Below are 25,507 nucleotides of genomic sequence, written 5' to 3'. Positions count from 1 at the left end.
CGTGACGAGGCTGGCGCCGTGTTCAATCTTGCAGGGGCGTGCGCATGGTGACGAATTCCTCGGCGGCCGTGGGGTGGATGCCGATGGTGTCGTCAAACACTTGCTTGGTGGCACCCGCCTTGAGCGCGACGGCCAGCCCTTGCACGATCTCGCCTGCATCCGGGCCCACCATATGGCAGCCCAGCACACGATCCGTGTCGGCGTCGACAATCAGTTTCATCAGGGTTTTTTCCTGCGCCTCGGTGAGGGTGAGCTTCATCGGGCGGAAGCGGCTCTCGTAGCGCTTGATGCGATGGCCGGCGGCCAGCGCGGCCTCGGTGGTCATGCCCACGGTGCCGATGTTCGGCAGGCTGAAGACGGCGGTGGGAATCAGGTCGTAATCGACCTTGCGGTATTGCTCCGGCTTGAAGAGCCGACGCGACACGGCCATGCCTTCGGCGAGCGCGACGGGGGTAAGCGCCGGGCCGCCGATCACGTCACCGATGGCCAGGATGGACGGCTCCGTGCTGCGATATTCCTCATCGACTTGCACGAATCCGTCGTCGTTCAATTGCACGCCGGTGTTTTCCAGACCCAGATTGTCCAGCATCGGGCGGCGGCCGGTGGCATAGAACACGCAGTCGGTTTCGATCACATCGCCGTTTTTCAGCGTGGCAAGCAGGGCGCCGTCCTCGCGCTTGTCGATGCGGGCGATGTCGGCGTTAAAGCGCAGGTCCAGGCCTTTCTTGACCAGCTCATCACGCAGGTGTTCGCGCACGCTGCCATCAAAGCCGCGCAGGAACAGTTCGCCACGGTATAACTGGGTCGTCTGCGCGCCCAGCCCGTTAAAAATCGAGGCGAACTCCACCGCGATATAGCCGCCACCCACGACAATGATGCGGCGCGGCAGTTCGGGCAGGTAAAACGCCTCGTTCGAAGTGATCGCGTGTTCCTTGCCGGGAATGTCCGGGATCTGCGGCCAGCCGCCGGTGGCGATCAGAATGTGCTCGGCCGTGTGGCGTTCTCCATTGATCTCCACCGTATGCGCATCGAGCAGGCGCGCATGGCCTTCGTGCAGCGTGACGCCGCTATGGACGAGCAGATTGCGATAGATGCCATTCAGGCGCTCGATCTCGCGGTTTTTGTTGGCGATCAGCGTGGGCCAGTCGAACGTCGGGGTGCCAACGGTCCAGCCGAAACCCGAAGCCTGTTCGAACTCTTCGTGATAGTGCGCACCGTACACCAGCAGTTTCTTGGGCACGCATCCGACGTTCACGCAGGTACCCCCAAGATAGCGGCTTTCCGCTACCGCGACGCGTGCGCCGAAGCCCGCGGCAAAGCGCGAAGCTCGCACGCCGCCCGAGCCCGCGCCTATCACGTATAAGTCGAAATCGAATGCCATGGTGAATCCTTATTCTGAGGCGGCCAGCCGGCGAAAAACGACGCCAGGCTGCCCGGAAGTATCTTTCAACCCGTAATCTTAAACCGGCGCGCGCGGGGCAGATGCGATACATTCTTGCGAAAGCAGGCGGCCGCGATGGCTCCCTGGAGAAGCGTTGGGCAAAAACTATGCAGAATGAGAGCGGATTCTTTGGTTCGGCAGGCGCGGTTCTGGGCGAAGTGATTCGCGCCATCGTCTCGGGTATACGCTACGTGTTTGGCGGCCTGGGATCGGCGATCGGGGATTTTTTCTCCGGCTTGGCGGGCGCGCTGGACATGAGCCCGTCGGTATTTAATTTCGCTTTGCTTATTCTTGGGTTGCTGCTGCTCTGGGCCGCGATCAAGTCATTTGCCCGCCGCGGCATTATTGCGGGTATCTTTTGGTTGTTTCTGGCCACGCTGCTGCTAAGTGGTCTGATTGGATAGCTCCTCGGTATAAGCCCACGCCAAACCGGCCCCTCTCCTCAGGACTTCACTATGTCGTCTGTGCGTTCTCTGACCCAGCAACCCGTTGGTTTTCCCATGCCCGACTGGCAGCCGCGCTCGTGGCCGCCGCAAGAGGCGATGTCTGGCCGTTATTGCCGGCTGGAACCCTTGGATGCGCAGCGCCACGGTGCACAGTTGCATGCCGCCTTTGCGCTCACGCCGGACGAATCAGACTGGACGTATATGGCAGTGGGGCCTTTTGCTACCGAGGCCGCCTATCTGGACTATGTGCGCGGAGTACAAGACCGCCAGGACCCACAGCATTTTGCCGTCATTGATCTGGCCACCGGTCAGGCTGTCGGCACCCTGGCCGCCATGCGGATTGACCCCGTCAACGGCGTCATGGAGGTCGGCAGTGTGACGTTTTCGGAAAAGCTTAAACGCACGCCCGCCGCCACCGAGGCGCAGTTTTTGATGATGCGCCGCGCGTTTGACGAGCTGGGTTACCGCCGCTACGAATGGAAGTGCGACAGCCTGAACGCACCCTCCCGGGCGGCGGCGCTGCGGCTGGGGTTTCAGTTCGAGGGGATATTCCGTCAGGCCGTGGTCTATAAAGGGCGCAACCGGGACACCGCCTGGTATTCCATCATCGATAGCGAGTGGCCGGCGTTGAAGACGGCTTTCGCGCAATGGCTGGCGGAGGACAATTTCGATGATCAAGGCCACCAGCGTCGTCGTTTAAGCGAGCTGATCGCCGCCTGCCGTCAGGGCAGTTCGGCCGGGTAGCTGTCTAGCGCCAGACTGATTTGCTGGCGCACATCCCATTCGGACAATGAGGCATTGACGGGGCCGTAAAACGCCCCGTCGCGCGCCACGAAGAGCGCGGGCAAGTGAAAGACTTCGTACCTTTCGACTAAGCCGCCGTTCTCACCCGCGTCGATCCAGCAGATGCGCTCGACTGGCAGCGCCATCTGGGGCAATTGCTCGCGAGCCACGCGGCACGTTCCGCAGGTGCGGCTGTGGAACGCGATCAGGGTCAGTCCCGGGGCGTCGAGCAGGTATCGGTCGGCGCTGCTGTCGTTCAAGTCGATCTGCTGCATGGCGTCTGTATAGAGTGGTTGCATACATCATATCGCTTATTGGGGATTACCCTGGAAATGCATTCCATGACCTTGTGAATCCAGTACGCTCCCATTCTTTCGATCTCGCGGCACAGTTGCGTTCGCGGTTGCACCTGCAAATTTGTGTTGCATTCCTGAGGCCAAATGCCGCAATCGCGCGTTGGATGCAAGTAATATGGCGGGGTCGGCGGGTCCTTGAGGCCCGCATTGCTTTTTTACTACTAGGAGAAGTTCCAGATGGATAAACCGTTCGACGGAGATCTCGCGTCGCTTAACGTGCCCGAGTACGTCAAGCATCAGCGATTGGTCGAGTGGGTGGGGCGCGTGGCAGCGCTGACCAAGCCTGAACGCGTGGTGTGGTGCGATGGGTCTCAAGAAGAATACGATCGTCTGTGCGAACAGATGGTGCAAGCCGGCACGCTGCGTCGCCTGAACCCCGAAAAGCGTCCGAATTCCTATCTGGCCTGGTCGGATCCGTCCGATGTGGCGCGTGTTGAAGACCGTACGTTCATCTGTTCGGAACGTGCCGAGGATGCCGGCCCCACCAACAACTGGTCGGATCCCGCCGAAATGCGCGACCGCTTGAATGGTCTGTTTGACGGCAGCATGCGCGGTCGCACGATGTATGTGGTGCCGTTCTCGATGGGCCCGTTGGGCTCGAACATCGCCCACATCGGCGTGGAGTTGTCCGATAGCCCCTACGTCGTGGTGAACATGCGCATCATGACGCGCATGGGCCGTGGCGTGTTCGACGTGCTGGGCACCGACGGCGAGTTCGTGCCCTGCGTGCATAGCGTGGGCAAACCGTTGGCCGCCGGCGAAGCCGATGTGGCCTGGCCGTGCAACCCGACCAAGTACATCGTTCACTACCCCGAAACGCGCGAAATCTGGAGCTTCGGCTCGGGTTATGGCGGTAATGCGCTCCTGGGCAAGAAGTGCTTCGCGCTGCGTATTGCATCGACGATGGGCCGCGATCAAGGCTGGCTGGCCGAACACATGCTGATCCTGGGCGTGACCTCGCCCAAGGGCCGCAAATACCACGTCGCCGCCGCGTTCCCGTCGGCTTGCGGCAAGACCAACTTCGCCATGCTGATTCCGCCCGAGGGCATGGACGGCTGGAAGGTCACCACCATTGGTGACGACATCGCCTGGATCAAGCCCGATGCGGATGGCCGCCTGCGCGCGATCAACCCCGAGGCGGGTTATTTCGGTGTGGCCCCTGGCACCAGCGAGAAGACCAACTTCAACGCCATGGCTACCTTGCGCTCGAACGTGATCTTCACGAACGTGGCGCTGACCGATGACGGCGACGTCTGGTGGGAAGGCATGACCGACACGCCGCCGGCGCACCTGATCGACTGGCAGGGCAAGGACTGGACCCCGGAAACGGCCAAGGAAACCGGTCGCAAGGCCGCGCACCCGAATGCCCGCTTTACCGCCCCGGCTTCGCAGTGTCCGTCCATCGATCCGGAATGGGAAAACCCGCAAGGCGTGGTCATCGACGCGTTTATCTTCGGTGGCCGCCGTTCGACCACCGTGCCGCTGGTGACCGAGGCCCGCAACTGGGTCGAAGGCGTCTACATGGCCGCCACCATGGGTTCCGAAACCACCGCTGCCGCGACTGGTCAGCAAGGCGTGGTGCGCCGTGATCCGTTCGCCATGCTGCCGTTCTGCGGCTACAACATGAGCGACTATTTCGCGCACTGGCTGAAGATGGGCAAGCGTCTGCAAGACGCGGGCGCCACGCTGCCGCGCATCTACTGCGTCAACTGGTTCCGCAAGGGCCCGGATGGCAAGTTCGTGTGGCCCGGCTTTGGCGAGAACATGCGCGTTCTGAAATGGATGCTGGCTCGTATCGATGGCACGGCCAATGGTGTCGATCAGGTGTTCGGTGTGTCGCCGACCTACCAGGACATCGACTGGACCGGTCTGGAATTCAGCCCGGATCAGTTCGAACAAGTCATCTCGGTAGACGCCGATTCGTGGCGCGATGAGCTGGCGCTGCATGACAGCCTGTTCGAACAGCTGGCTACGCGCCTGCCGGGCGAATTGCCGGATGTGAAGTCGTCTATCGCGACTCGCCTGGCGGCCTGAGCGGTCGTCGCGCCCCAGCGTTAAAAGCGCGGTAACCGGAGTAAAAGACGGTTGCCGCGTTTTTCCTTTGGGATGTTTATTTCGTTGGAACGAGTTGTTATGGCCACGTGTGCCCGCGTGATGGGGTTCGCGCCGCTGGTCAGCCCGTGTGCCCGAGTCCTCGTGCTGGGCACGATGCCAGGCGTTAAGTCGTTGCGGGAGCAACAGTATTACGCGCATCCGCGTAATGCTTTTTGGCCCATCGCGGCGCAAGTATTGGAATTTGATGCGCACGCCGATTATGCCGCGCGCTGCATGGCGTTGACCAACGCCGGCATCGCGTTGTGGGACGTGTTGCAGGCGTGCGAGCGTCAGGGCAGCCTTGACGCCAACATACAGGCAGAAACCGCCGTGCCCAATGATTTCCAGGCCTTTCTGCATGCCTACCCGGATATTGAACGCGTTTGCTTTAACGGCGGCAAAGCCGCGGCTCTTTATCGACGTCATGTATTGCCCACCCTGGCTGTCACGCGCGAGTTGCAATACTTTGATCTGCCATCCACCAGTCCCGCCCATGCCGCGATGAGCCAGCAGGAAAAATTGGCGCGCTGGCAGCGCGCCTTGTTGGCTTGATGGCGCGAGTCCTGCTCAACGTAAGCTGGTTGGAGTGCGGTTTTCCGCGCGTCGCCCTCAATCTCGCGAGATCAGGCGTGGGCGGGATGCGTTCGAATATGATCCTACCTCGACGCGCGTCCCGCGTATATCCGGCGGCTAATCCTCGGATTTCGCGGCCGGCACGCTGCCGCGGTTCTCGGTCGCGCGCAGGAAATCGAAGTCCACGCCTTTGTCCGCTTGGGTCACGCTTTGCATGTAGAGCTTGCGATAGCCTCGATCGCCACTGGGGCGCTCGATAGGTTGTTCGGCCGCGCGGCGGGCGAGCTCTTCATCGCTGATCAACAATGCGATCTCGCGGTTCTTGACCGACAACCGAATCCGGTCGCCCGTGCGTACATAGGCTAGAGGCCCCCCTACTGCCGCCTCGGGCGTGACATGCAAAACGATGGTGCCCGCGGCGGTACCGCTCATGCGCCCGTCGGAGATACGCACCATGTCCTTGATGCCCGCGCGTGCGAGCTTTCTGGGGATGGGCATGTAGCCGGCCTCGGGCATGCCAGGGCCACCGGTGGGTCCAATGCGTTTGAGCACGAGCACATCGTGCGCGGCCACATCCAGGGCTTCGTCATCGATGCGGTTCGCCATATCCTCGGCGTCTTCGAACACCACGGCACGGCCTTCGTGTTCCATCAGCTCGGGATTGGCGGCGGACTGTTTGATAATGGCGCCGCCCGGTGCGAGGTTGCCGCGCAAGACTGCCAGACCGCCAACCGGATAGATCGGCGAGTCGAACGGGCGTATCACATCCTGCACGAAAGGCGGAGGGGCGGCGTCGAGCTCTTCGCCCAGCGTACGGCCCGACACCGTCAAGGCGTCCAGATGCAAGAGCGGGCGCAGTTCGCGCAGCAAGGCAGGCATACCGCCAGCCTTGTGGAAGTCTTCCATGTAGTGCTGACCCGAAGGTTTCAGATCAACCAGCACCGGCGTGTCGCGGCTCATGTGATCCAGCCCGGCGAGGTCGATGTTGAAGCCCAGACGCCCGGCCATCGCGGTCAAATGCACGATGCCATTGGTCGAGCCGCCGATGGCCAACAACACGCGCATCGCGTTTTCAAAGGCTTTCTGGGTCAGGATCTTGTCGGGCGTCAAGCCACTGGTTGCCATGGCAACGGCCGTCGCGCCGGTGCGTTCGGCCACGCGCATGCGATCTGCCGTGACCGCGGGCGCGGACGCACCGCCCGACACCATGATGCCCAACGCTTCGGCGATGCATGCCATGGTGCTGGCCGTGCCCATCACCGAGCACGTGCCTACGCTGGCCACGAGTTGGTTATTAACGTCGGTGATCTCTTGATCGTCGATTTCCTCGGCGCGATAGCGGCCCCAATAGCGGCGGCAATCCGTGCAGGCGCCCACGCGTTCGCCACGATGCGCGCCCGTCAACATCGCGCCGGTGACCAGTTGAATCGCGGGCACGCCCGCCGAGGCTGCGCCCATGAGCTGCGCGGGAACCGTCTTGTCGCAACCCCCAATCAGCACGACGGCATCCATCGGCTGCGCGCGTATCATTTCCTCGGTGTCCATCGACATGAGGTTGCGCAAATACATACTGGTGGGCTGCGAGAAACTCTCGTGCACCGAGATCGTCGGGAAGTCGACCGGCAAACCCCCCGCGAGCATCACGCCCCGCTTGACCGCCTCGACGAGCTGCGGCGCGTTGCCATGACAGGGGTTATAACTACTGCCGGTGTTGACGATGCCGATCACCGGGCGCGACAGCGCGTCCTCGGTGTAGCCAGCACCTTTGATAAAGGCTTTTCGCAGGAATAAAGAGAAGCCAGTGTCGCCATAATTGGTCAGCCCCTTGCGCAGACCGGTCGGGGGTGTTGCGGGTTTCTTCGGATCGGGCACTGTTATTCCAATAATATTATTGATAATCTGCCCAGATAATATCCGGCCCCTATGACTCACGCAAGCGCGTGCCTGGCACGCGCCTAATGTTCATGACTTCTACACCACGCGCGTAATCACCTCGCCACGTTGGAACCAGCTATCCAGGTTGTTGATCACCAGATCCGCCATGGCTTGACGGGTTTCTTCGGTGCCGCTGGCCAGGTGGGGCAATAGCACCACTTGATCCATTTCCATCAGCGCCTGCGGCACCTGCGGTTCTTCTTCGAACACGTCCAGACCAGCGCCCGCGATGCGATGTTCTTGCAGTGCCTTGACCAAGGCGGCTTCATCGACGACGGTGCCGCGCGCGACGTTGATAAGGTAACCACGCGGACCTAACGCGTCGAGCACGGCATCATTAATCAAATGCCGGGTCTGCGCGCCACCGGGGACGACCACCACCAGAAAGTCGCTGTCTTGCGCCAGCGTGATCAAATTGTCGTAGTAGCGATAGTGTGCCGGCACGTCGTTGCGGGCACGGCGGTTGTAGTAGGCCACGCTCATGTCGAAGGCTTCGGCGCGCTTGGCGACATCCAGGCCAATGTTGCCCAGGCCGACGACGCCGCAGCGCTTGCCACTGGGCTTGGTGGTCAGCGGAAAGGCTTCCTTTGCCCAGCGACCCGCGCGCACGAACCGATCTGCCTCGCAGTATCGGCGCGAGACATTCAGAATCAAGGCCAGTGCCGTATCCGCCACGCAGGCGTTCAAGACGCCGGGCGTATTGGCCACTGCGACTTCACGCGCGCGTGCTGCGTCAATATCGATGGAGTCATAGCCCACGCCTTGGCTAGAGATGACCTCCAGATTCGGCAGGCTTTCCATCAGCTGGCGCGTGGCGCCATGGCGTCCACTGGTCACAATGCCGCGCACGGTGCGCCCTTGGGTTTTCAAGAAGTTCGCCTGATCTTTGATTTCCCACCAGCGATGCAGGCGATAGTGGCGCTCGACGTGTTCCGTGATGATGGCGGGCATGGGGCCCACCATCAGTACATCGATGGGATCCGTGGCGGCAGTGTGAGTCATGACTAAATTTCCAGCCTGTTTAAAGAGGTCGCGTTATTGCGCTTGCAGTCCGCGCGCCTTGATGATTTCGCCATAGCGGGCACGTTCGCGGGCGGCCAGATCCGCCAACTCTTGAGGCGTGGAGGCCTTCGCGCCCGCGCCTTGGGCCACCAGCTTTTGCTTGATGCCTTCGTCGTCGGCCACGGTGCGGATTGCTTTGGCGAGCTTGTCGATGATGGGCTGCGGCGTGCCTTTGGGCACCAGCACGGCGGTCCACGAGCCGCCTTGGGCGTTCTTCACCCCGGCTTCATCGATGGTGGGGACATCAGGCATAGCGGGCGAGCGTTTGTCGCCCGTGACCGCCAATGCGCGGAGCTTGCCGGCTTGCACGAACGAGTTGGTCTCCAAGACCGAGGCGAACAGCATGTCCACGCGTCCGCCCATCAGATCGCCCATGGCCGGGCCGCCGCCCTTGTAGGGCACGTGCAGCAAGTCGGTGTCAGTGGCAATCTGGAAGATTTCCGCCGTCAGGTGAGGCGCGCCACCCACGCCGGAACTTGCGTAAGTGCGCTTGCCGGGCTCGGCTTTGGCCAGCTCGACCAGTTCTTGCACGGTCTTGGCGGGCAACGAGGGCGGCACCACCAGCACGAAAGGCAGATCAGAGAACATCGACACTGGCTCGAACGCGACGGCGGGGTCGGTGTTCAGCTTGTAAATCCACGGATTGATGGCGAGCATGCCCGAGTTCGCGAACAGCAACGTGTAGCCGTCAGGATCCGCGCGCGCAACGAGATCGGCTGCGATTTGTCCGCCCGCGCCGGCTTTGTTGTCGACCACAACGGTTTGACCCAGGGTCTGACCGAGTTTCTCGGCCAAAATCCGCGCCGAGATGTCGGTACCACCGCCGGGCGCGAAAGGCACGACCAAATTCACCGGTCGCGTGGGATAGTTGTCGGCGGCGTTAGGCGCTGCTTGGCTGCAAGTGGCGATGGCCAGGGCCATTGCGCCCAGAATGTGGGCGCGAACGCGAGATAAGGGATTGGTTTTCATGCTCGTGGTGTCTCCGCAATACAGATTTTGAATAAATCGTTTGGGCCCGTTTGAACTAGCGTCACGGGGCCAGAGTTATGGATAGCGCTTGCGATACGCTGCGGCGAAAGTATAGGGTCGCCACCCCACGGCGATACCAATTAAGCTATAAATAACATTGCCCGATACCAATATTGAATGGATAGAAACGCGGATGGAATTGCGTCAACTAGAGTGTTTTGTGGCCGTGGCTGAAGAGCTGCATTTCGGTCGCGCGGCAGCGCGATTGCGCATGACGCAGCCGCCACTGAGCCGTCAGGTGCAAATGCTAGAACAGGATCTGGGCGTGACATTGCTGGAGCGTCATAGCCGGGTCGTCAAACTGACTGCGGCGGGTCACCGGCTGCTGCAGGACGCGCGGCATTTGCTCGACTACGCCGCGCGCGCCGCTTTGGCCGCGCGTCGTGCGGCCAATGGAGAAGCCGGGCATCTGACCCTGGGCTATACCGCGGTGGCGGCCTACCGATTGATGCCCGCGTTGCTGATGCGAGCGCAGGCGGTGTTGCCCGAGGTGGATATTCAGTTGCGCGAGATGGTGTCGGCTGACCTGGCGAGGTTGCTGCAAGCGGGCGAGCTCGACGTGGTGCTCACGCGGCATGTGCCCATGCATCAGGGGCTGCAAAAGCGGCTCATCGATCGGGAAGCGTTGATTCTGGCACTACCGGCCGGATCGCCCTTGACGGCGATGGAGTCAGTGCCATTGCGAGCGTTGCACCAGCAACCCTTGATTCTGTATTCGCCTTCTGACAGCCGCTATTTTCACGACCGTATCGTGGGGGCAATGGGTCTGGCCAATATCTCGCCCCGCTACGTGCAACGCGCCAGTCAGACGCATACGTTGGTGGCGTTGGTGAGAGCAGGGCTGGGGTATGGCATCGTGCCAGACTCGGCGCGCGAACTGCATTTCGAGGGTGTCGAATATCGCCCGATCTCGCAAAAGAACTTCTACGCGGATATTTATCTGGCCTGGCGTCAGCAATCGGATAACCCGGCAGTGGAGGCGTTCTTGGATCGGGTAGCGGGTCGCAAGGATCAAACCGAGGATGCGGAGGCCTTGTTCGAGTGAACTGCCCTCGCGAACCCATGGATGGCGTTCGCGCGATGTGAAATCACGCGAACGCCATCGCGTCAGGCCTTGGGCGCCTGTGGCGTGCCATCGACCAGGCGCCACAGGTTCAACGGATTGCTCTGTTGCAATGCTTCGGGCAACAACGCATCGGGCACGTCTTGATAGCACACCGGACGCAAGAAGCGATCGATAGCGCTGGCGCCAACCGAGGTCGTCATGGCGTTCGAGGTGGACGGGAAGGGGCCGCCGTGCACCATGGCATGGCAGACCTCCACGCCGGTCGGAAAGCCATTGGCCAGGATGCGGCCGGCCTTGCGTTCCAGCGTAGGCAACAGCGCGCGGGCCGCAACGATGTCGCTGGCCTCGATCTGCAAGGTGCTGGTCAATTGACCTTCAAGATGCTCGGCGATCTCGCGCATTTGCTCGACATCACGTACACGCACCAGCAAAGATGCGGGACCAAACACCTCGGATTCGAGGGCGGAATCGGCGAGGAACCGTTCGGCGTCAGTGCTGTACAGCGCAGCCTGGGCGCAATTCGGGCGGCCGTCGGCGGACAGTCCCTGCGCGATGCACGCAACGCCTTCCACGCCGCTGAGCTGCGCGATGCCGGATTGATAGGCGTCGGCGATGCCCGGCGTCAACATGGTGCCGGCCGGCACGCTTTGCAATGCCTCTTTAGCGGCATCCTCGAAACGCTGGAGATCGGGGCCGTCGATAGCGATGATGAGGCCCGGATTCGTGCACAGCTGGCCGACACTGCCGGTTAACGAAGTCGCGAAACCTTGGGCGATGCTTTCGGCGCGTGCGGCCAGCGCGCCCGGGAACAGGAACACGGGGTTGATGCTCGCCATCTCGGCGTAGACGGGGATGGGCTCCGGACGCGCGTTCGCGGTGCGTACCAGCGCCAGGCCGCCTTGGCGGGAACCGGTGAAGCCGACGGCCTTGATCGCGGGGTGCGACACCAGCGCATCGCCCAGCGTGCGGCCCGCGCCAAACAGCAGCGAGAACACGCCTTCGGGCAGGCCGTTGTCCTTGACCGCTTGTTGAATCGCGCGACCCACCAGCTCGGACAGACCTGGGTGGCCGCTATGCGCTTTCACGATCACGGGGCAGCCAGCGGCGAGGGCCGAGGCGGTATCGCCGCCGGCGACCGAGAACGCCAGCGGGAAATTACTCGCGCCAAACACGGCGACGGGTCCCAGCGGCACGCGCGCCAGGCGCAGGTCGGAACGCGGCATGGGTTTGCGATCCGGTTGCGCCGGATCGATGGTGGCGTTCAGAAACAAGCCATCGCGTACCACCCGGGCAAACAGGCGCAGCTGGCCGACGGTGCGCGCGCGTTCGCCTTGCAGGCGTGCTTCGGGCAATCCGCTTTCGGCCATGCCGCGCGCGATCAGCTCGTCGCCCAGCGCCATGATGTTGTCCGCGATGCTTTCGAGCAAGGCGGCGCGCTGGGTCAGGGGCGCGTTACGGTATTCGTCGAACGCCGCCGCCGCGAGTTCGCAAGCGCGATCGACCTCGGCTTGGCCACCGAGACCGAATTCCGGTTCGATATATTCGTTGCGGGCGGGATCGAAAGCGCGTTGCGCGCCCTGGGTTCCGCGCACCGCGCTGGCGCCGATGAGCATGTCGCCGGTAATGGGCATGAGTCGTCTCCTGATGCTTGAACGGATTCCTCGCGGAATCTGATTAAAAAAGCAGTATAGGAAAGAACTCGCCCCGACTAGTGGGTCTTTTCGATTTGAACCAAAAAGAACATCAAACGATACAAATTCTGTATTGCTCTCAAGCGGAAGCTGCTTGCCGGCTAAGATGGCTGCGACGGTCCATTGCCATCGATATCATCCATAGTACAAAGCCGCCCAGGGCAAGCAACGCGCCTACCCAGCCCGGGGCGTGCCAGCCATAGCCGTGCGAAAGCGCCAGCCCGCCCAGGAATGGACCCAGAGCATTCGCGGTATTGAAAGCGGAATGATTCAACGCCGCGGCCAGCCCTTGAGCGTGGTGGGCCACATCCATCAGCCGTGTCTGTAAGACGGTACCCAACGCGCCGCCCACACCGACCAGGAATACCACCGGGGTGATGGTCCAGACGCTCTCGATACTGAAGGAAAACAGCAGAAGCGACGCGACGCTAAACAGCAACAGCCCGCCGGCTGTCGGCATCAATGCACGATCCGCGAACTTCGGAATGACCAGATTACCTGCGGTCATGCCCACACCAAACACACCCAGCACCAACGGCACCACCTCGGGCGAGACATGGGTGACCTCCAGCAGAATGTCCGCCAAATAGGTGTAAACCGCGAACAGCCCCCCGAATCCGATGGCCCCGATAGCCAGCGTCATCCAGACCTGAGCATGGCGCAGCGCGCTTAGCTCGCGCAGCGGGCTGGCCTTGGGATCGGCGGGTGTAGAAGGCGCAAACAGCGCGATCAAAATCACGGTGAGAATGCTGGTGGCCGCGACCAGGGCGAACCCCCAGCGCCAACCGACCGCATGGCCCAGCCAGTTCGCCATGGGCACGCCAATGATCGTGGCCACGGTCAAACCCAGGAACATGCGTCCCACGGCCTGTGTACGCCGATTTTCCGGCACCAGCGATACCGCAACCAGCGCCGCGATACCGAAATACGCCCCATGCGGCAGCCCGCTCAAAAAGCGCAGCACCATCATCCATCCGTAGCTGGGCGCAAACGCACACAGCCCGTTGAACAGCGCGAAGCTACCCATCAACCACAGCAGCAGCGCGCGGCGTGGCATACGGGCAGCCGCGACGGTGATCAACGGCGCGCCCACAACCACGCCCAGCGCGTACGCACTGATGACATGCCCGGCCGTTGGCGCATCGATGCCCAGCTCGGGAGCAAAATACGGCAGCAGGCTCATGGTGGCGAATTCGGTGGTGCCGATCGCAAAAGCGCCAATTGCGAGCGCGAATAGCACTAGACCGGGAGAAACAGGCCCGGAGGAAGATTGCGTCATGGGGATTCAATCAGAAACAGTGAGAGGCCAGCGGGCAAGTCAGCCCGTCGCCGGTGAACCGCAATTGTAATGCCCGCGGGGCGCGCACCGGATCAAGCAACTGTCCGGCTAGTCATTGACCAGCGCGATATCGATCCCGCCCATCTGACGTTCCAATAAGCGCCGATATACGCCGTCGGGACGCTGCGCCAGTTGATCATGACTGCCTTGCTCGACGACACGACCGCGATCCATGACCAGCAGGCGATCCATTGCGCGTACGGTAGACAGCCGGTGCGCCACGACGAGGGTGGTGCGCCCGGCCATCAAGCGTTCCATGGCTTCCTGGATCAGCGCTTCGCTTTCGCTGTCGAGACTGGATGTGGCCTCGTCCAGAATCAGGATCTGCGCATCGGCCAGAAAGGCGCGGGCGATGGCGACGCGTTGGCGTTCCCCGCCGGAGAGTTTTACCCCGCGTTCTCCCACCACGGTGTCGTAGCCCTTGGGCAAGGCGGCGATGAACGCATGCGCGCTGGCTTGGCGCGCGGCGAATTCGATTTCGGCCTGCGTGGCGTTGGGACGCGCATAGGCGATGTTCTCGGCCAGGGTCCGGTGAAACAACACAGGATCCTGCTGCACGATGGCGATCTGGGCGCGTAGCGATGCTTGCTTTACATGCGCAATGTCCTGGCCGTCGATGGTGATGCGGCCGGCTTGGACGTCGTAAAGTCGCTGAATCAACTTGATCAAGGTGGTTTTGCCCGAGCCGGAATGCCCGACCAGCCCGACGCGTTCGCCCGCGCGAATACAGACCGAAAAATCACGATAAAGCGGTGTCTCGTGACCGCCATACTGGAACGTGACATGTTCGAAACGGATCTCGCCCGCGTGCACGCGCAGTGGCGGCGCGCCGGGCGGGTCTTCCACGCCCAGGGGCTGCGCATCCAGCACGACCAGCTCCTCCATATCATTGACCGAGCGCTGAACGTGGCGCACATGCATGCCGATATCGCGCAAATAGCCCTGCAGAATAAAAAACATCGTCAGGGCGAACGTCATATCGCCCACGCTGGCCCGTCCCGCCGCCCATAGCTGCAGTGCCGAGCCGATGATCGCGATCTGCATGGCTGCCAGGATGATGCCTTGTACGCCGCCATTGACCGAGGCGCGTATCCAGCCGCGGCGCGTGCGGTCGCGCCATTTTGTCAGGGTATGGGCGAACCGCGCCTCTTCGCGCGCCTCGGCGCCAAAGGCCTTGACGACGGCATTACAGGTCACGGCGTCGGCCAGCACACCGCCCAAGCGCGTATCCCACCGATTGCTCAAGCGCGCCGCCGGCGCCACATAGCCCAATGAAATCGCGATTGTCACCGCGATGTACACCACCGATCCCAATCCGACGACAAGACCCATGATCGGCCATTGCCAGCTGAGCGCAACCGTCGCCCCCACCAATATCGTGAACGAGGGCAATAACGACGTCAGCACCGTATCGTTGAGCAAGTCCATCGCCCACATGCCGCGCGTGATCTTGCGCACCGTGGACCCCGCAAAGCTATTCGCGTGCCAATCGCTCGACAGGCGCTGTACCCGATGAAAGGCCCGCGAGGCAATCGCCGTCATCATCTTGAGCGTCAGCGTGACGATGTGCAGATAACTTAATTCCAGCACCAACGCGCCACCGAGCGCCAAGGTGGTGAGAACCCAAAAGGCGTTCATCGCCTGGGCCCAGGCGGCATCCGGATCGGTGATTCCCATGGCGACCGCGTCGACCAGGCGCCCGGCAAACCAGGGCGTCAGCACATCGGCCAGCGCGGCGAGCAAAATCAAAGCAATGATGAAAAATAAGCGCGCGGGCTGCTCGCGCCAATGTCGATAGGTGAAACCGAGCGCGCCTTTAAAGGTGCGTGCCCGAGGGGTGACGTTAAGGTGATCCATGTGGCGTAGCCCGGCGCGGGCGCTAATTCAGTGTTTCATGCTATCAGCGCGATGCGTCTGGCGGAACTTCAATGGGTCTGAGAATGCAGCACGCGTGCGCGTACCCCGCCATAAGCGACGGCCCGTCCAGTGGTGGGTGGCGGTGGGGGTGGCGAAGTCTGGCTAGCGTTTAATCAGGCTCACGCCGGCAATGACAGGCGTGCCGGAGTGCGGATCCTGCATCAACGTGCAGCGCACGCCATACAGCGTTTCGACGAGGTCCGAGGTGACGATGGCCGCGGGCGGGCCTTGGTCCACGATCTTGCCTTGTTTCATGGCGATCACATGGTCAGCGTAACGGCAGGCGCTAGACAGATCATGGACCACCATGACCACGGTTTTCCCAGCTTGCGCCAGCTGCCGGATCAATTCGAACACCTCGATCTGATGCCCCAAATCCAGCGCCGAGGTGGGCTCGTCGAGGAGCAGCAGCGGCGTGTCTTGCGCAATCGCCATGGCGATCCAGGCGCGTTGGCGCTGACCGCCCGACATGGATTCCAACGGGCGATCCGCCAGCTCGACCAGGTCCGCGACCTCGAGCGCCGCCTGGACGATGGCCTGATCGTGCGCGCTCCATTGGCGCAATAGTCCTTGATGAGGCTGGCGACCGAAACGAATCAGCTCGGACACCGTCAGCCCATCGGGAGCGGTCGCGTCCTGCGGCAATAATGCCAATAGCCGCGCGACCTCGCGGCTGGGCAAGGAATTGATGGCCTGACCATTGAGCAGCACGGCGCCGCCCAGGGGTTTTTGCAGACGCGACAGACCGGCCAGCAGTGTGGATTTACCGCAGCCGTTAGGCCCCACGATCGCCGTCACCTGACCTCGCGGGATGCTTAGATCCAGCGATTCGATGATGATCCGTTGGCCGTAACCCATGCGCAGGGTCTGGGTACCCAGCGTAGCGGTGGTATGGGCGGACTCGGTCAGCAGGGAAGGGATCTTGGCGGTCATGACTTAAAGGCTTTTACGCGCGGATTGGCGCAAGATGATCCACAGCAGGTAGGGGCCACCGATGATAGCGAGGATAATGCCCACCGGAATCTCGATCGGCGCGAGGACGCTGCGGCCCACCCAGTCGGCGAACACGGTCAGGATCGCGCCCGTGAGCGCGGCGTTTAGCACCGGCACACCGTGTTGACCGCCCAAATACCGCGCGGCCTCGGGCGCGATCAGCGCAATCAGACCGACCGGTCCGCACACGGACACGGCGAGTCCCGTCAGACACACGGTGACAATCAGCGTGCCGATGCGCATGGCTTGCAGCCGCACCCCCAGACCAATCGCGACGCTGTCGTTGAAGCGCATCGCAGCCAGACCTCGGGTCAGAAAAAGGCTCAGGATCAGCAGCACCGGAAGGCTATAGCCCAGCAACATGACAGAGGCCTTGGGCCGGGCATTCAGACTGCCCACGGTCCATGGATAGGCCGCGTTCGCCGCGTCGATGGCAGCTCGCGCCAACATCAAATTGGTCAGCGCGCCAAAGATCGCGCCCACGGCGATTCCGACCACGATAAAGCGATAGCCGCGCGCACCCGCGCCGGCCGCGAGTAAAAAGGTCAACGCCGCGGCCGTCGCTGCCCCCGGCAAGGCCAAACTCGATGGCGCCAGGCTGGTGGCCAGACCGACGATGGAGGCGACGGCGAAGGCCGTGGCGCCACTATCGATCCCGATAATGCCAGGCGTGGCCAGGCGGTTACGCGCCAGCGTCTGCATCAAGCAGCCTGCCGCGCCCAGCGCGGCGCCGCTGTAGAGTCCGGCCAGAATCCGCGGCACGCGCAGTTCCATGATGAGCAGGCGCTGCATGGGTGTGCCGCTACCGAATAGCGTCGCCACGGTGTCGGCAAATGGCATGGGCCGCGGGCCGCCCACGCTCAGGCAAAACACGCAGACCAAGGCGAGCAGGGCGCACAGCGATAGAAAAACCCACGTCGTGCGCCGGTGCAGCAGCAGTGACATCCCCCCTGCACGCAGCAGCAAATAGCCGGATGGGCGAGAGACAGAGGCAGCGTTGGACATCGGCATCAAAGCGTAGGTAAGCGATGCGTGCGCACCACCGCGATCAGAATCGGCGCGCCAATAAAGGCCGTCAGCACACCCACCGGCAGTTCATAGGGGCGAACGATCAGACGCGAAACGATATCCGCTAATAGCAACACGCAGGGACCAAGCACCAGACACAGGCCCAACAACCGGCGGATATCCGTGCCAACCAGGCGGCGCGCAATATAAGGTACGATCAGACCCAGAAACGCGATCGGCCCGGCGGCCGCATTCGCCGTCCCCACCAGCAACGCGACCGACAGCAGTGTCGCCAGCCGGACCAAATGAGGATGGTGGCCCAAGCCCCGTGCAACATGCTCGCCTAGGGCCAGCGCCGCCAAAGGGCGTATCAACGGCAGCGCGATCAAAAGACCCAGAATCAACCCCGGCAGGGTCCAGGAAAACGTTTCCAGCGGCCGACCAGCGACACCGCCCACGACCCAGAAACGAATCTCATCGGCCGTACGCTGGTCCGCCAGCAGAATCATGCTGCTGCCTGCTTGCAACAGACCCGTGAACGCGGCGCCGGCCAGGACCAGGCGGATGGGATCGTCGCCCACGCCGCGCATGCGCATTACGAGCATCACCATGCCGCAGCCCGCCATGGCTCCCACAAAGGCGGCTGACAGGTAGGTGGTTGCGGCCGACGCGCCCAGCAGGATGGCAAGCACCACGGCGAAAGAAGAACCGGCGCTCACGCCCAGCAGACCCGGCTCGGCCAGCGGGTTGCGGGTCACCGATTGCATCAGCAGACCCGCTACGCCTAATGCCGCGCCCACCAAGAGCGCGAGTTCAGTACGCGTGCCGCGCAATTCGAATACGGTAAAGCGCGCGTCGTCGTCCCCGCCGCCCATGAGCGCGTGCAGGCTTGCCACGGGGCCGACATCGCCCGCACCCACCAGCAAGCTGAGCACGCACAACATAATCAGGCAAAGGACCGACAGGCCCAGTGCCTTGGAGGGCAAGAAAAATCGGGGGGAGGACATCACACCGCCATTACTTCGCGAGCGTCTTCTCCACATCGTCCAGGATGCGTTGAGCGGCCAGATAACCGGAGCTGCTGCTCCAGATTAGGCCATCGACGCTGACGACTTGATCGGCTTGAGCAGCTTTCAGGCGTTTGAATGCGGGTTGCTTGCTGGCGTCTTCCAGGGCCTTCTTGCCCTCGGGATTCAAGGTCGCGAGGAACATCCAGTCGCCGTCGGCCTTGTTCAGGTTTTCCAGGCTGAGGATGTCGCTGTGCGGACGGTCTTTGATGGTGTCGGCCAGCGCGTTGGGTTTCAGGCCCAGCGATTTCAGCAATGCGCCCACAAACAGATGGCTCGACATGATTTGCGGGCCTTGCGGATTCCAGCGTACGACCGAAACGGTCGTGTCGGCGGGCATGCGCTTGGCCAGCTCGGTGATGCGAGCGTCGACCTCGGCGATACGCTTGTCGGCTTCCTCGGTCTTGTTCAGGGCCTGGGCGTAGCTGCGCAGCGTGTCCTGCCACGGCGCGAAGGAGTCGCCGACGGGTACGATGGTGGGCGCGATCAGGCTCAGCTTTTCGTACATTTCCTTCGTCAGGCCCGTGGCGGCCAGAATCACGTCGGGTTGCTGGGCGAGAATGGCCTCCAGGTTGGGCTCGCGCACGGTGCCTACCAGGGCGATCGTGCCGGTTTTGTCCTTGAGGTAGGCGGGGATATCGGTGCCACCACGGCTAGCCAGGGCGCCAACGGGCTTTAGGCCGAGCGAGGCGGTTGCGTCCAACGCGTTTTCCCCGAGCGTCACCACGCGCGAGGGGGTGCCGTCGATCTTCACATCGCCAAAAGCAGTCTGCACCGTCCGCTCTGCGGCAAGCGTCGTGGCGCTGAATGCCAGGCCGGCCACCAGCGCGGCGGCAAACGTGGTCAGGCGGCGAGCGGGGAATGATGGAGCAAAACGCATGGGGCTTCCTTCTACAGCTAGACGGTGACCGGGGCGCGATCGCCATTATGAATGGCGGTGGCTACGAGCCTGGTCGGGAATAAGTCTTATTCCCTAAGTTTACATTCATTACGGATGGTGAATGGGAGGGCGGGGTATCACATTGATTTCATTCAGTTTCGGGGCAGGTCGTGACTCAGCATGGCGGATGGGTGATCGCAATTCAACCAATCGCAGCTGCCGGAGCCCGAACATGGATACTGCTATACTACTGGTTATACATACAGTATCGATATGGAACTCTCGACCAAACTCGAAATCCTCGCCGATGCAGCGAAGTACGACGCCTCATGCGCCAGTAGCGGTGCACCGAAGCGGGATTCGCGCGGGCGCGATGGGCTGGGCGCGAGCACCGGCGCGGGCATCTGCCATAGCTTCACGCCAGACGGACGCTGCGTTTCGCTGCTAAAGATTCTGCTCACCAATTTCTGTCAGTACGATTGCCAGTACTGCGTGAATCGCCGTTCGAGCAATGTGCCCCGGGCGCGCTTCCGTCCCCGCGAAGTGGTCGATCTGACGCTGGATTTCTACCGACGCAACTATATAGACGGGCTTTTTCTCAGCTCGGGCATTATCCGCAGCGCGAACTACACGATGGAGCAGCTGGTCGAGGTCGCGCGTACGCTGCGCGAGACGCATCAGTTTCGGGGCTACATCCATTTAAAGACCATCCCGGACGCCGATCCGGAGTTGATCACGCTCGCTGGGCGGTACGCCGATAGACTGAGCGTCAATATCGAGCTGCCCACCGACGGCGGGCTGAGCCGGCTGGCGCCGGAAAAAAGCGCGCCGACCATCAAACGAGCGATGGGCGTGATCCGGCTGGCGCGCGAAGAGGCATTGGAAGAGCGGCGCAACAAGGTGCCAGCCGGCCAGAGCACACAGATGATCGTGGGCGCGGACGAGGCCGATGACCGCACGATTCTGCAGACGGCGCAGACTTTGTATGGTGCGTATCAGCTCAAGCGGGTGTATTACTCGGCTTTCAGTCCCATTCCCGACAGCCCCTCGGGGTTGCCTGCCCAGCCGCCGCCGTTGTTGCGCGAGCACCGGCTATATCAGGCGGATTTTCTGATGCGAGGGTATGGGTTTCAGGCTGACGAGCTATTTCAGGATGCGGGCGAGCTGCCTTTGGATATCGACCCGAAGCTCGCCTGGGCGCTGGCTCACCGCGAGTTATTTCCCGTGGATTTGAATCGCGCCCCGTTGCGGCTGATCGCCCGGGTGCCGGGCATAGGCATGCGTAATGCCCAGCGGCTGGTGGAGCTGCGCCGGCTGCGTGTCATCCGCTATCAGGACCTGATTCGTCTGCGCTGTTCGATGGACAAGGTCAAACCCTTTATCGCGGTGCAAGACTATCGGCCCGGGCTGGGAGAGGCGTCATCGGCTCGCTTGCGACGCGCGCTCGCGCCGCAAGCGGCGCAGCAGTTGTCCCTGCTGTGAAATTGCGTCAGCCTTTAATGGACGACAATTGGAGGCCACCCGACCGTGGATGAAATGCATACCTTGGTGGTGAACGGCGGCTATGCGGCGTGGCGTTTGCAGGCCTTGCGCGCGTTGCGGGCGGGCTGGCCGCCGTCGCGGGTGACTTGGGTGGAAAAGGTCAGTCGCGTGGGCAGTGGCTCCGCACAGATGTCACTGGATTACGCGGCGCAGCCGGTATCGTCGGCCGGGATGGGCGATGGCGGTGGTGGCGATTGCGGCCGCGCTGCGGGCCACGACCGCGACGCCGCCCACGACTCCGACCCACATCCCGCCCAGATTCGCATTTCCCGAGAGCTCGCTACCTTGTTGCAAGATGCGGCCTTGTATCGGTCGCCGCAGCGCTGGGCATTGTTGTATCGGGTGCTTTGGCGGTGGGAACAGGGTGATCGTGCCGTGGTGTCGGCGGCGGACGAGGACGGCGCGACCCTGCATTCGATGGCCAAGGCCGTGCGGCGCGCCAAACATGATATGCAGGCCTATGTGCGTTTTCATCAGCGCGAAGCGGGCGATGGGCCTGAGTATCTGGCCTGGTATGAGCCCGAGCATGACGTGTTGGCGTGGGCCGCCGAGCATTTCGCCCGACGCATGGGGGCCACGTCCTGGTGTATTGCGACGCCGCAAGGCGCGGCGTTTTGGGATGGCCACGAAATCACATTATCGGAAGGGCCCTTGGATGCCGATGCGATCCGCGCGTCCATCGCGGCGGATCAGATCGAGCCGCTTTGGAAAATCTATTACCAAAGCATTTTCAACCCCGCGCGCTTGAACGAAAGCGCGTTGCATCAGCGCATGCCCGTGCGCTTTTGGAAAAATCTGCCAGAAGGACCGCTGATCCCGGGCATGATCGCCGACGCCCGCAGTGGCGCGCAACGTGTCGGGCAGGCTCGCACGGTAGGCCAACGGCCGGGGCGGCAAATCGCCATGGACGCGCAACAGGCGCAGCCCCAGCGTGCGATGCCAACGACCCTGGAGGCCTGCCGGCGGTGCGAGCTGTGGCGCAATGCCACACATGTGGTGCCAGGCCAGGGGCCAAACACGGCGCGCATCATGCTGGTTGGCGAGCAGCCGGGGGATCAGGAAGACCTCGCTGGCCGCGTGTTCGTGGGGCCTGCGGGTCAAGTGCTAAACGAAACATTGCACCGCGCGGGGCTCGCGCGCGAGTCCTTATTCCTCACCAACGCGGTTAAACACTTTAAATGGATCGCGCGGGGCAAACGACGTCTGCATCAGACCCCGGCGCAGCGCGAGGTGGATGCCTGCGCGCATTGGCTGCATGAAGAAATCGAACGAGTGCGGCCCGCCGTCATCGTGACGCTGGGGGCGACGGCGCTGAATGCGGTGCTGGGGCGCAAGGTCAGCCTGCAGCAGTATCGCGGACGACCCCAGCGGGTGGGCGAGGCGTGGCTGGTGGCAACGTGGCATCCCTCCTATGCGCTGCGGGTCGACGATGCCGCCAAGCGTGAAGCTGTCATCGCGGGTATGGTCGATGCGGTAGAGCAGGCATCGCGTCTTGCCGGTGAGAGGCGGGCATAGCCAAAGACAGCATTGTTCGAGGCCGTACGCGGTATAACGAGATAGCTGTCACGTCTGCTATGCCAGTCGTTCGCGCTGGGATGAGTGGTCCGCATCTTGGTAAGTAGTCCGTACTTGGATAAATCGTCTGCTCCTGGAGAACTCGATGTCCGACCTGTTGCAGTTGCGTCCCGAGGGGCTGTATTGCCCCGCTGGCCGGTTCTATGTAGATCCATGGCGGCCCGTGGACACGGCGGTGATCACGCATGGTCATAGCGATCACGCGCGCAGCGGCATGGGCTGCTATCACACCACGGTCGAGGGGCTGCCGATTCTGCGCTGGCGTCTAGGCGATCAGCCTTATCGGGTTCATGACTATGGCGAGGCCTTTACCCTGGGCGATGCGCGTGTGTCATTGCATCCCGCGGGCCATGTATTGGGATCGGCGCAAGTCCGTATCGAAGTCCAAGGCGAAGTGTGGGTGGTGTCCGGCGACTACAAGCGTCAGTCAGACCCGACATGTAGCCCGTTTGAGGTGGTTCCTTGCGATACCTTCATCACGGAGGCGACCTTCGGTTTGCCGATTTATCGCTGGCCGTCAACCCGGGACGTGGCGCAGGAATTGGTGCAGTGGCGTGATCAGTGTGCAGCACGGGGCGAGGCGGCGATTCTTTATTGTTATGCGCTCGGTAAAGCGCAACGCGTGCTGGCTGAACTGGCCCCTTTCGTAGACCGACCGGTGTATCTCCATGGCGCGATCGCGGCGGGCGTGGACGTGTACCGAGAGGCGGGCGTGACGTTGCCGCCGACCCGGCTCGTCAGTGAGATCGAAGCCCCCAAGCGCGAAAGCGGTACGGCGTTTGCGGGGGAACTGATTATCGCGCCGCCTTCCGCGGCGGGCAGCGCCTGGCTGCGCCGGTTTCGCCGGGCGCAGCATGGGTTTGCGTCGGGATGGATGCGACTGCGCGGCAACCGGCGGCGACGCAATATGGATCGCGGCTTTGTGGTCTCTGACCATGTGGATTGGCCGGGCTTGTTGCGCACCATCCGGGAAACCGGCGCGTCGCGCGTGATCGCCACGCATGGCGATACGCAAGCGCTGGTGCGCACCTTGAATGAAGCCGGCGTGGTGGCCGAAACGCTGGTCACCCAGTTTGGCGACGAAGAAGAGGGGACGATCTAGCGTATGAAGCGATTTGCAGCGCTCTATCAAGAACTGGACCGTTCCACGGCGACCCTGGACAAACGCGCGGCGCTGGTCGCGTATTTCCGTGATGCGCCGCCGCGTGACGCGGCCTGGGCGCTGTTTCTGCTGGCCGGCGGCAAAATCACCAGCGCCCGCAGCAAAATCGCAGCCGTCGGCGAGATGCGTGCCTGGGTGGCGGACGCCTCGAACACCCCTACCTGGTTGGTGGAAGCCAGCTACGATCAGGTGGGCGATCTGGCCGAGACCTTGGCCTTATTGATTCCCGACCCCGAACACCCGGCACCCGAGCGCAGTCTGGCCGATTGGATCGAGCACGTGCTGGTGCCGGTGGCCAATAGCGACGAGGCGCAGCGGCGCGAAGTGATTGTGTCGGCGTGGCTGGGCTTGCCCTTCAATGAACGTTTAGTGTTCAACAAAATGCTGACCGGCTCTCTGCGCGTGGGCGTTTCACAGCGCATGGTGCAACAGGCCCTGGCCGAAATGTCGGGTATACCGATAGCGCGCATCGCGCAGCGCATGATGGGCACATGGGCGCCAAGTCCCGAGTTCTTGACGAAGTTGTTGAGCGATGAGGAACTGCCCGAGGACAGGCAACAACCGTATCCGTTTTTTCTCGCCTCGCCTCTGGAAGTGGAGGCACATACGCTCGGCGCGATCGACGAATGGATGTTGGAATGGAAATGGGACGGCATCCGCGCGCAGCTGATCCGGCGTCGGGGCGAGGTCGCGCTCTGGTCGCGGGGCGAGGAACGCCTGGACGGACGTTTTCCTGAAGTCGAAGACGCCGCGCGAGCTTTACCCGTGGATTGCGTGTTGGATGGCGAACTCCTGGCCTGGCAGGGCGACGCCGATGCGCCGATGCCGTTCTCTGCCTTGCAAACGCGCATTCAGCGGCTCAAGCCCGGGCCCAAATGGTTGAACGAGGCGCCCGTGCGCATGCTGGTCTACGATCTGCTGGAGTTAAACGGCGAGGACCTGCGCGAGCTTTCCCAGCTGGAGCGACGACAGCGCCTGGAGGCCTTGCTGCGGGAGCATCCGGACCCGCGTTTGAGCCTGTCGCCCATTGTTCGGCCCACCGATTGGAATGATGCGGCGCGCTTACGCGAGGAATCCCGCGCGCGCGGGGTCGAGGGTTTTATGCTCAAGCGCGCGAGTGCCCCCTATCAAGGCGGTCGCAGGCGGGGCGACTGGTGGAAATGGAAAGTGGATCCGCTCACGATCGATGCGGTGCTGCTCTATGCGCAGGCGGGCCACGGCCGTCGCAGTACGCTCTATACGGACTACACATTTGGCGTGTGGCATGAAGATACGTTGGTCCCGGTGGCCAAGGCGTATTCAGGCCTGGACGACAAAGAAATTCTCGCTTTGGACCGTTGGGTGCGCGCGCATACGCGCGAGCGGTTTGGCCCGGTTCGCTCGGTCGATGCAGTGCAGGTGTTCGAACTGGGATTCGAGGGCGTCAATATCTCTAAACGCCATAAATCCGGTGTCGCGGTGCGCTTTCCTCGTATCTTGCGCTGGCGCCATGACAAGCCGGCCGCCGAGGCCGACCGGCTCGATACGCTCAAGGCCATGGCTCGATGA

At 62.5% G+C, this 25,507-nt stretch carries 21 protein-coding genes; 9 read left to right on the top strand and 12 right to left on the bottom strand.

Features of this window, described 5'->3' with window-relative positions; all coding sequences use genetic code 11:
- Positions 1–22: 22 nt before the first annotated feature.
- The gene (gorA, locus tag GOQ25_RS11005) at positions 23–1,381 is read right to left on the bottom strand and encodes a glutathione-disulfide reductase (protein ID WP_160350512.1); all 1,359 of its coding nucleotides are present in this window, start codon (positions 1,379–1,381) and stop codon (positions 23–25) included.
- Between the two features lie 167 nt (positions 1,382–1,548).
- Between gorA and GOQ25_RS11000 the strand changes: the two genes are divergently transcribed.
- Both GOQ25_RS11000 and GOQ25_RS10995 read left to right on the top strand, forming a co-directional pair.
- Positions 1,549–1,845 carry a hypothetical protein gene (locus tag GOQ25_RS11000; protein ID WP_160350511.1) on the top strand — a complete coding sequence of 99 codons (297 nt, stop codon included), beginning with the start codon at positions 1,549–1,551 and terminating at the stop codon, positions 1,843–1,845.
- A gap of 51 nt (positions 1,846–1,896) precedes the next feature.
- Entirely contained in the window at positions 1,897–2,631 is a 735-nt protein-coding gene (locus GOQ25_RS10995; RefSeq protein WP_160350510.1) for a GNAT family N-acetyltransferase, read from the top strand.
- Here GOQ25_RS10995 and GOQ25_RS10990 read toward each other — a convergent pair.
- On the bottom strand, positions 2,610–2,945 hold the full coding sequence (locus GOQ25_RS10990) for a co-chaperone YbbN (RefSeq protein WP_160350821.1): 336 nt from the start codon (positions 2,943–2,945) through the stop codon (positions 2,610–2,612). The genes GOQ25_RS10995 and GOQ25_RS10990 overlap by 22 nt on opposite strands.
- 258 nt (positions 2,946–3,203) lie before the next feature.
- Between GOQ25_RS10990 and GOQ25_RS10985 the strand changes: the two genes are divergently transcribed.
- Entirely contained in the window at positions 3,204–5,060 is a 1,857-nt protein-coding gene (locus GOQ25_RS10985) for a phosphoenolpyruvate carboxykinase (GTP) (protein ID WP_160350509.1), read from the top strand.
- A 99-nt stretch (positions 5,061–5,159) separates the two neighbouring features.
- Positions 5,160–5,672 (top strand): DNA-deoxyinosine glycosylase, encoded by a 513-nt coding sequence (locus GOQ25_RS10980; protein WP_160350508.1) that lies wholly within the window; start codon positions 5,160–5,162, stop codon positions 5,670–5,672.
- 138 nt (positions 5,673–5,810) lie between these two features.
- Here GOQ25_RS10980 and GOQ25_RS10975 read toward each other — a convergent pair whose 3' ends face one another.
- From GOQ25_RS10975 to GOQ25_RS10965, 3 genes are all read right to left on the bottom strand, one after another.
- Complete coding sequence (locus tag GOQ25_RS10975; RefSeq protein WP_160350507.1) at positions 5,811–7,565, bottom strand: IlvD/Edd family dehydratase; 1,755 nt, start codon at positions 7,563–7,565, stop codon at positions 5,811–5,813.
- Between the two features lie 99 nt (positions 7,566–7,664).
- Complete coding sequence (locus GOQ25_RS10970) at positions 7,665–8,630, bottom strand: 2-hydroxyacid dehydrogenase (protein WP_160350506.1); 966 nt, start codon at positions 8,628–8,630, stop codon at positions 7,665–7,667.
- 33 nt (positions 8,631–8,663) lie between these two features.
- Positions 8,664–9,659 (bottom strand): tripartite tricarboxylate transporter substrate binding protein, encoded by a 996-nt coding sequence (locus tag GOQ25_RS10965; protein WP_160350505.1) that lies wholly within the window; start codon positions 9,657–9,659, stop codon positions 8,664–8,666.
- A gap of 193 nt (positions 9,660–9,852) precedes the next feature.
- Here GOQ25_RS10965 and GOQ25_RS10960 point away from each other — a divergent pair, with 193 nt between their 5' ends.
- A complete protein-coding gene (locus GOQ25_RS10960) occupies positions 9,853–10,764 on the top strand; it encodes a LysR family transcriptional regulator (protein WP_160350504.1) in 912 nt (303 codons plus the stop codon).
- 62 nt (positions 10,765–10,826) lie between these two features.
- Here the strand turns inward: GOQ25_RS10960 and GOQ25_RS10955 are convergent, their stop codons facing one another.
- The 7 genes from GOQ25_RS10955 to GOQ25_RS10925 all read right to left on the bottom strand — a co-directional run bounded on the left by GOQ25_RS10955 (position 10,827) and on the right by GOQ25_RS10925 (position 19,680).
- Positions 10,827–12,416 (bottom strand): aldehyde dehydrogenase (NADP(+)), encoded by a 1,590-nt coding sequence (locus GOQ25_RS10955; RefSeq protein WP_160350503.1) that lies wholly within the window; start codon positions 12,414–12,416, stop codon positions 10,827–10,829.
- A gap of 139 nt (positions 12,417–12,555) precedes the next feature.
- Entirely contained in the window at positions 12,556–13,755 is a 1,200-nt protein-coding gene (locus GOQ25_RS10950) for an MFS transporter (RefSeq protein ID WP_160350502.1), read from the bottom strand.
- Between the two features lie 108 nt (positions 13,756–13,863).
- Positions 13,864–15,672, bottom strand: coding sequence for an ABC transporter ATP-binding protein (locus tag GOQ25_RS10945; RefSeq protein ID WP_160350501.1), 1,809 nt, complete (start codon positions 15,670–15,672; stop codon positions 13,864–13,866).
- A gap of 162 nt (positions 15,673–15,834) precedes the next feature.
- Positions 15,835–16,665, bottom strand: a complete 831-nt coding sequence (locus GOQ25_RS10940) for an ABC transporter ATP-binding protein (RefSeq protein WP_160350500.1) — start codon at positions 16,663–16,665, stop codon at positions 15,835–15,837.
- A gap of 3 nt (positions 16,666–16,668) precedes the next feature.
- The gene (locus tag GOQ25_RS10935) at positions 16,669–17,730 is read right to left on the bottom strand and encodes an iron chelate uptake ABC transporter family permease subunit (RefSeq protein ID WP_202109412.1); all 1,062 of its coding nucleotides are present in this window, start codon (positions 17,728–17,730) and stop codon (positions 16,669–16,671) included.
- Between the two features lie 5 nt (positions 17,731–17,735).
- On the bottom strand, positions 17,736–18,740 hold the full coding sequence (locus GOQ25_RS10930) for an iron ABC transporter permease (RefSeq protein ID WP_160350498.1): 1,005 nt from the start codon (positions 18,738–18,740) through the stop codon (positions 17,736–17,738).
- A gap of 10 nt (positions 18,741–18,750) precedes the next feature.
- The gene (locus tag GOQ25_RS10925) at positions 18,751–19,680 is read right to left on the bottom strand and encodes an ABC transporter substrate-binding protein (protein ID WP_160350497.1); all 930 of its coding nucleotides are present in this window, start codon (positions 19,678–19,680) and stop codon (positions 18,751–18,753) included.
- 273 nt (positions 19,681–19,953) lie between these two features.
- On the opposite strand from GOQ25_RS10925, the gene GOQ25_RS10920 reads away from it, so the two are divergent.
- From GOQ25_RS10920 to GOQ25_RS10905, 4 genes are all read left to right on the top strand, one after another.
- Complete coding sequence (locus tag GOQ25_RS10920; RefSeq protein ID WP_160350496.1) at positions 19,954–21,162, top strand: putative DNA modification/repair radical SAM protein; 1,209 nt, start codon at positions 19,954–19,956, stop codon at positions 21,160–21,162.
- Between the two features lie 54 nt (positions 21,163–21,216).
- Positions 21,217–22,737: a UdgX family uracil-DNA binding protein gene (locus GOQ25_RS10915; RefSeq protein WP_160350820.1), complete on the top strand. Its 1,521-nt coding sequence runs from the start codon at positions 21,217–21,219 to the stop codon at positions 22,735–22,737.
- Between the two features lie 145 nt (positions 22,738–22,882).
- Positions 22,883–23,899, top strand: coding sequence for a ligase-associated DNA damage response exonuclease (locus tag GOQ25_RS10910; protein WP_160350495.1), 1,017 nt, complete (start codon positions 22,883–22,885; stop codon positions 23,897–23,899).
- 3 nt (positions 23,900–23,902) lie between these two features.
- Complete coding sequence (locus GOQ25_RS10905; protein ID WP_160350494.1) at positions 23,903–25,507, top strand: ATP-dependent DNA ligase; 1,605 nt, start codon at positions 23,903–23,905, stop codon at positions 25,505–25,507.

Origin of the sequence: Bordetella sp. 15P40C-2 (genome assembly GCF_009763235.1) — a bacterium.
In the GTDB taxonomy this organism is placed as follows: Bacteria; Pseudomonadota; Gammaproteobacteria; order Burkholderiales; family Burkholderiaceae_B; genus Bordetella_A.
The sequence above is the reverse complement of the archived record's forward strand: the minus strand, read 5'-3'. Positions and strand labels throughout refer to the sequence as shown.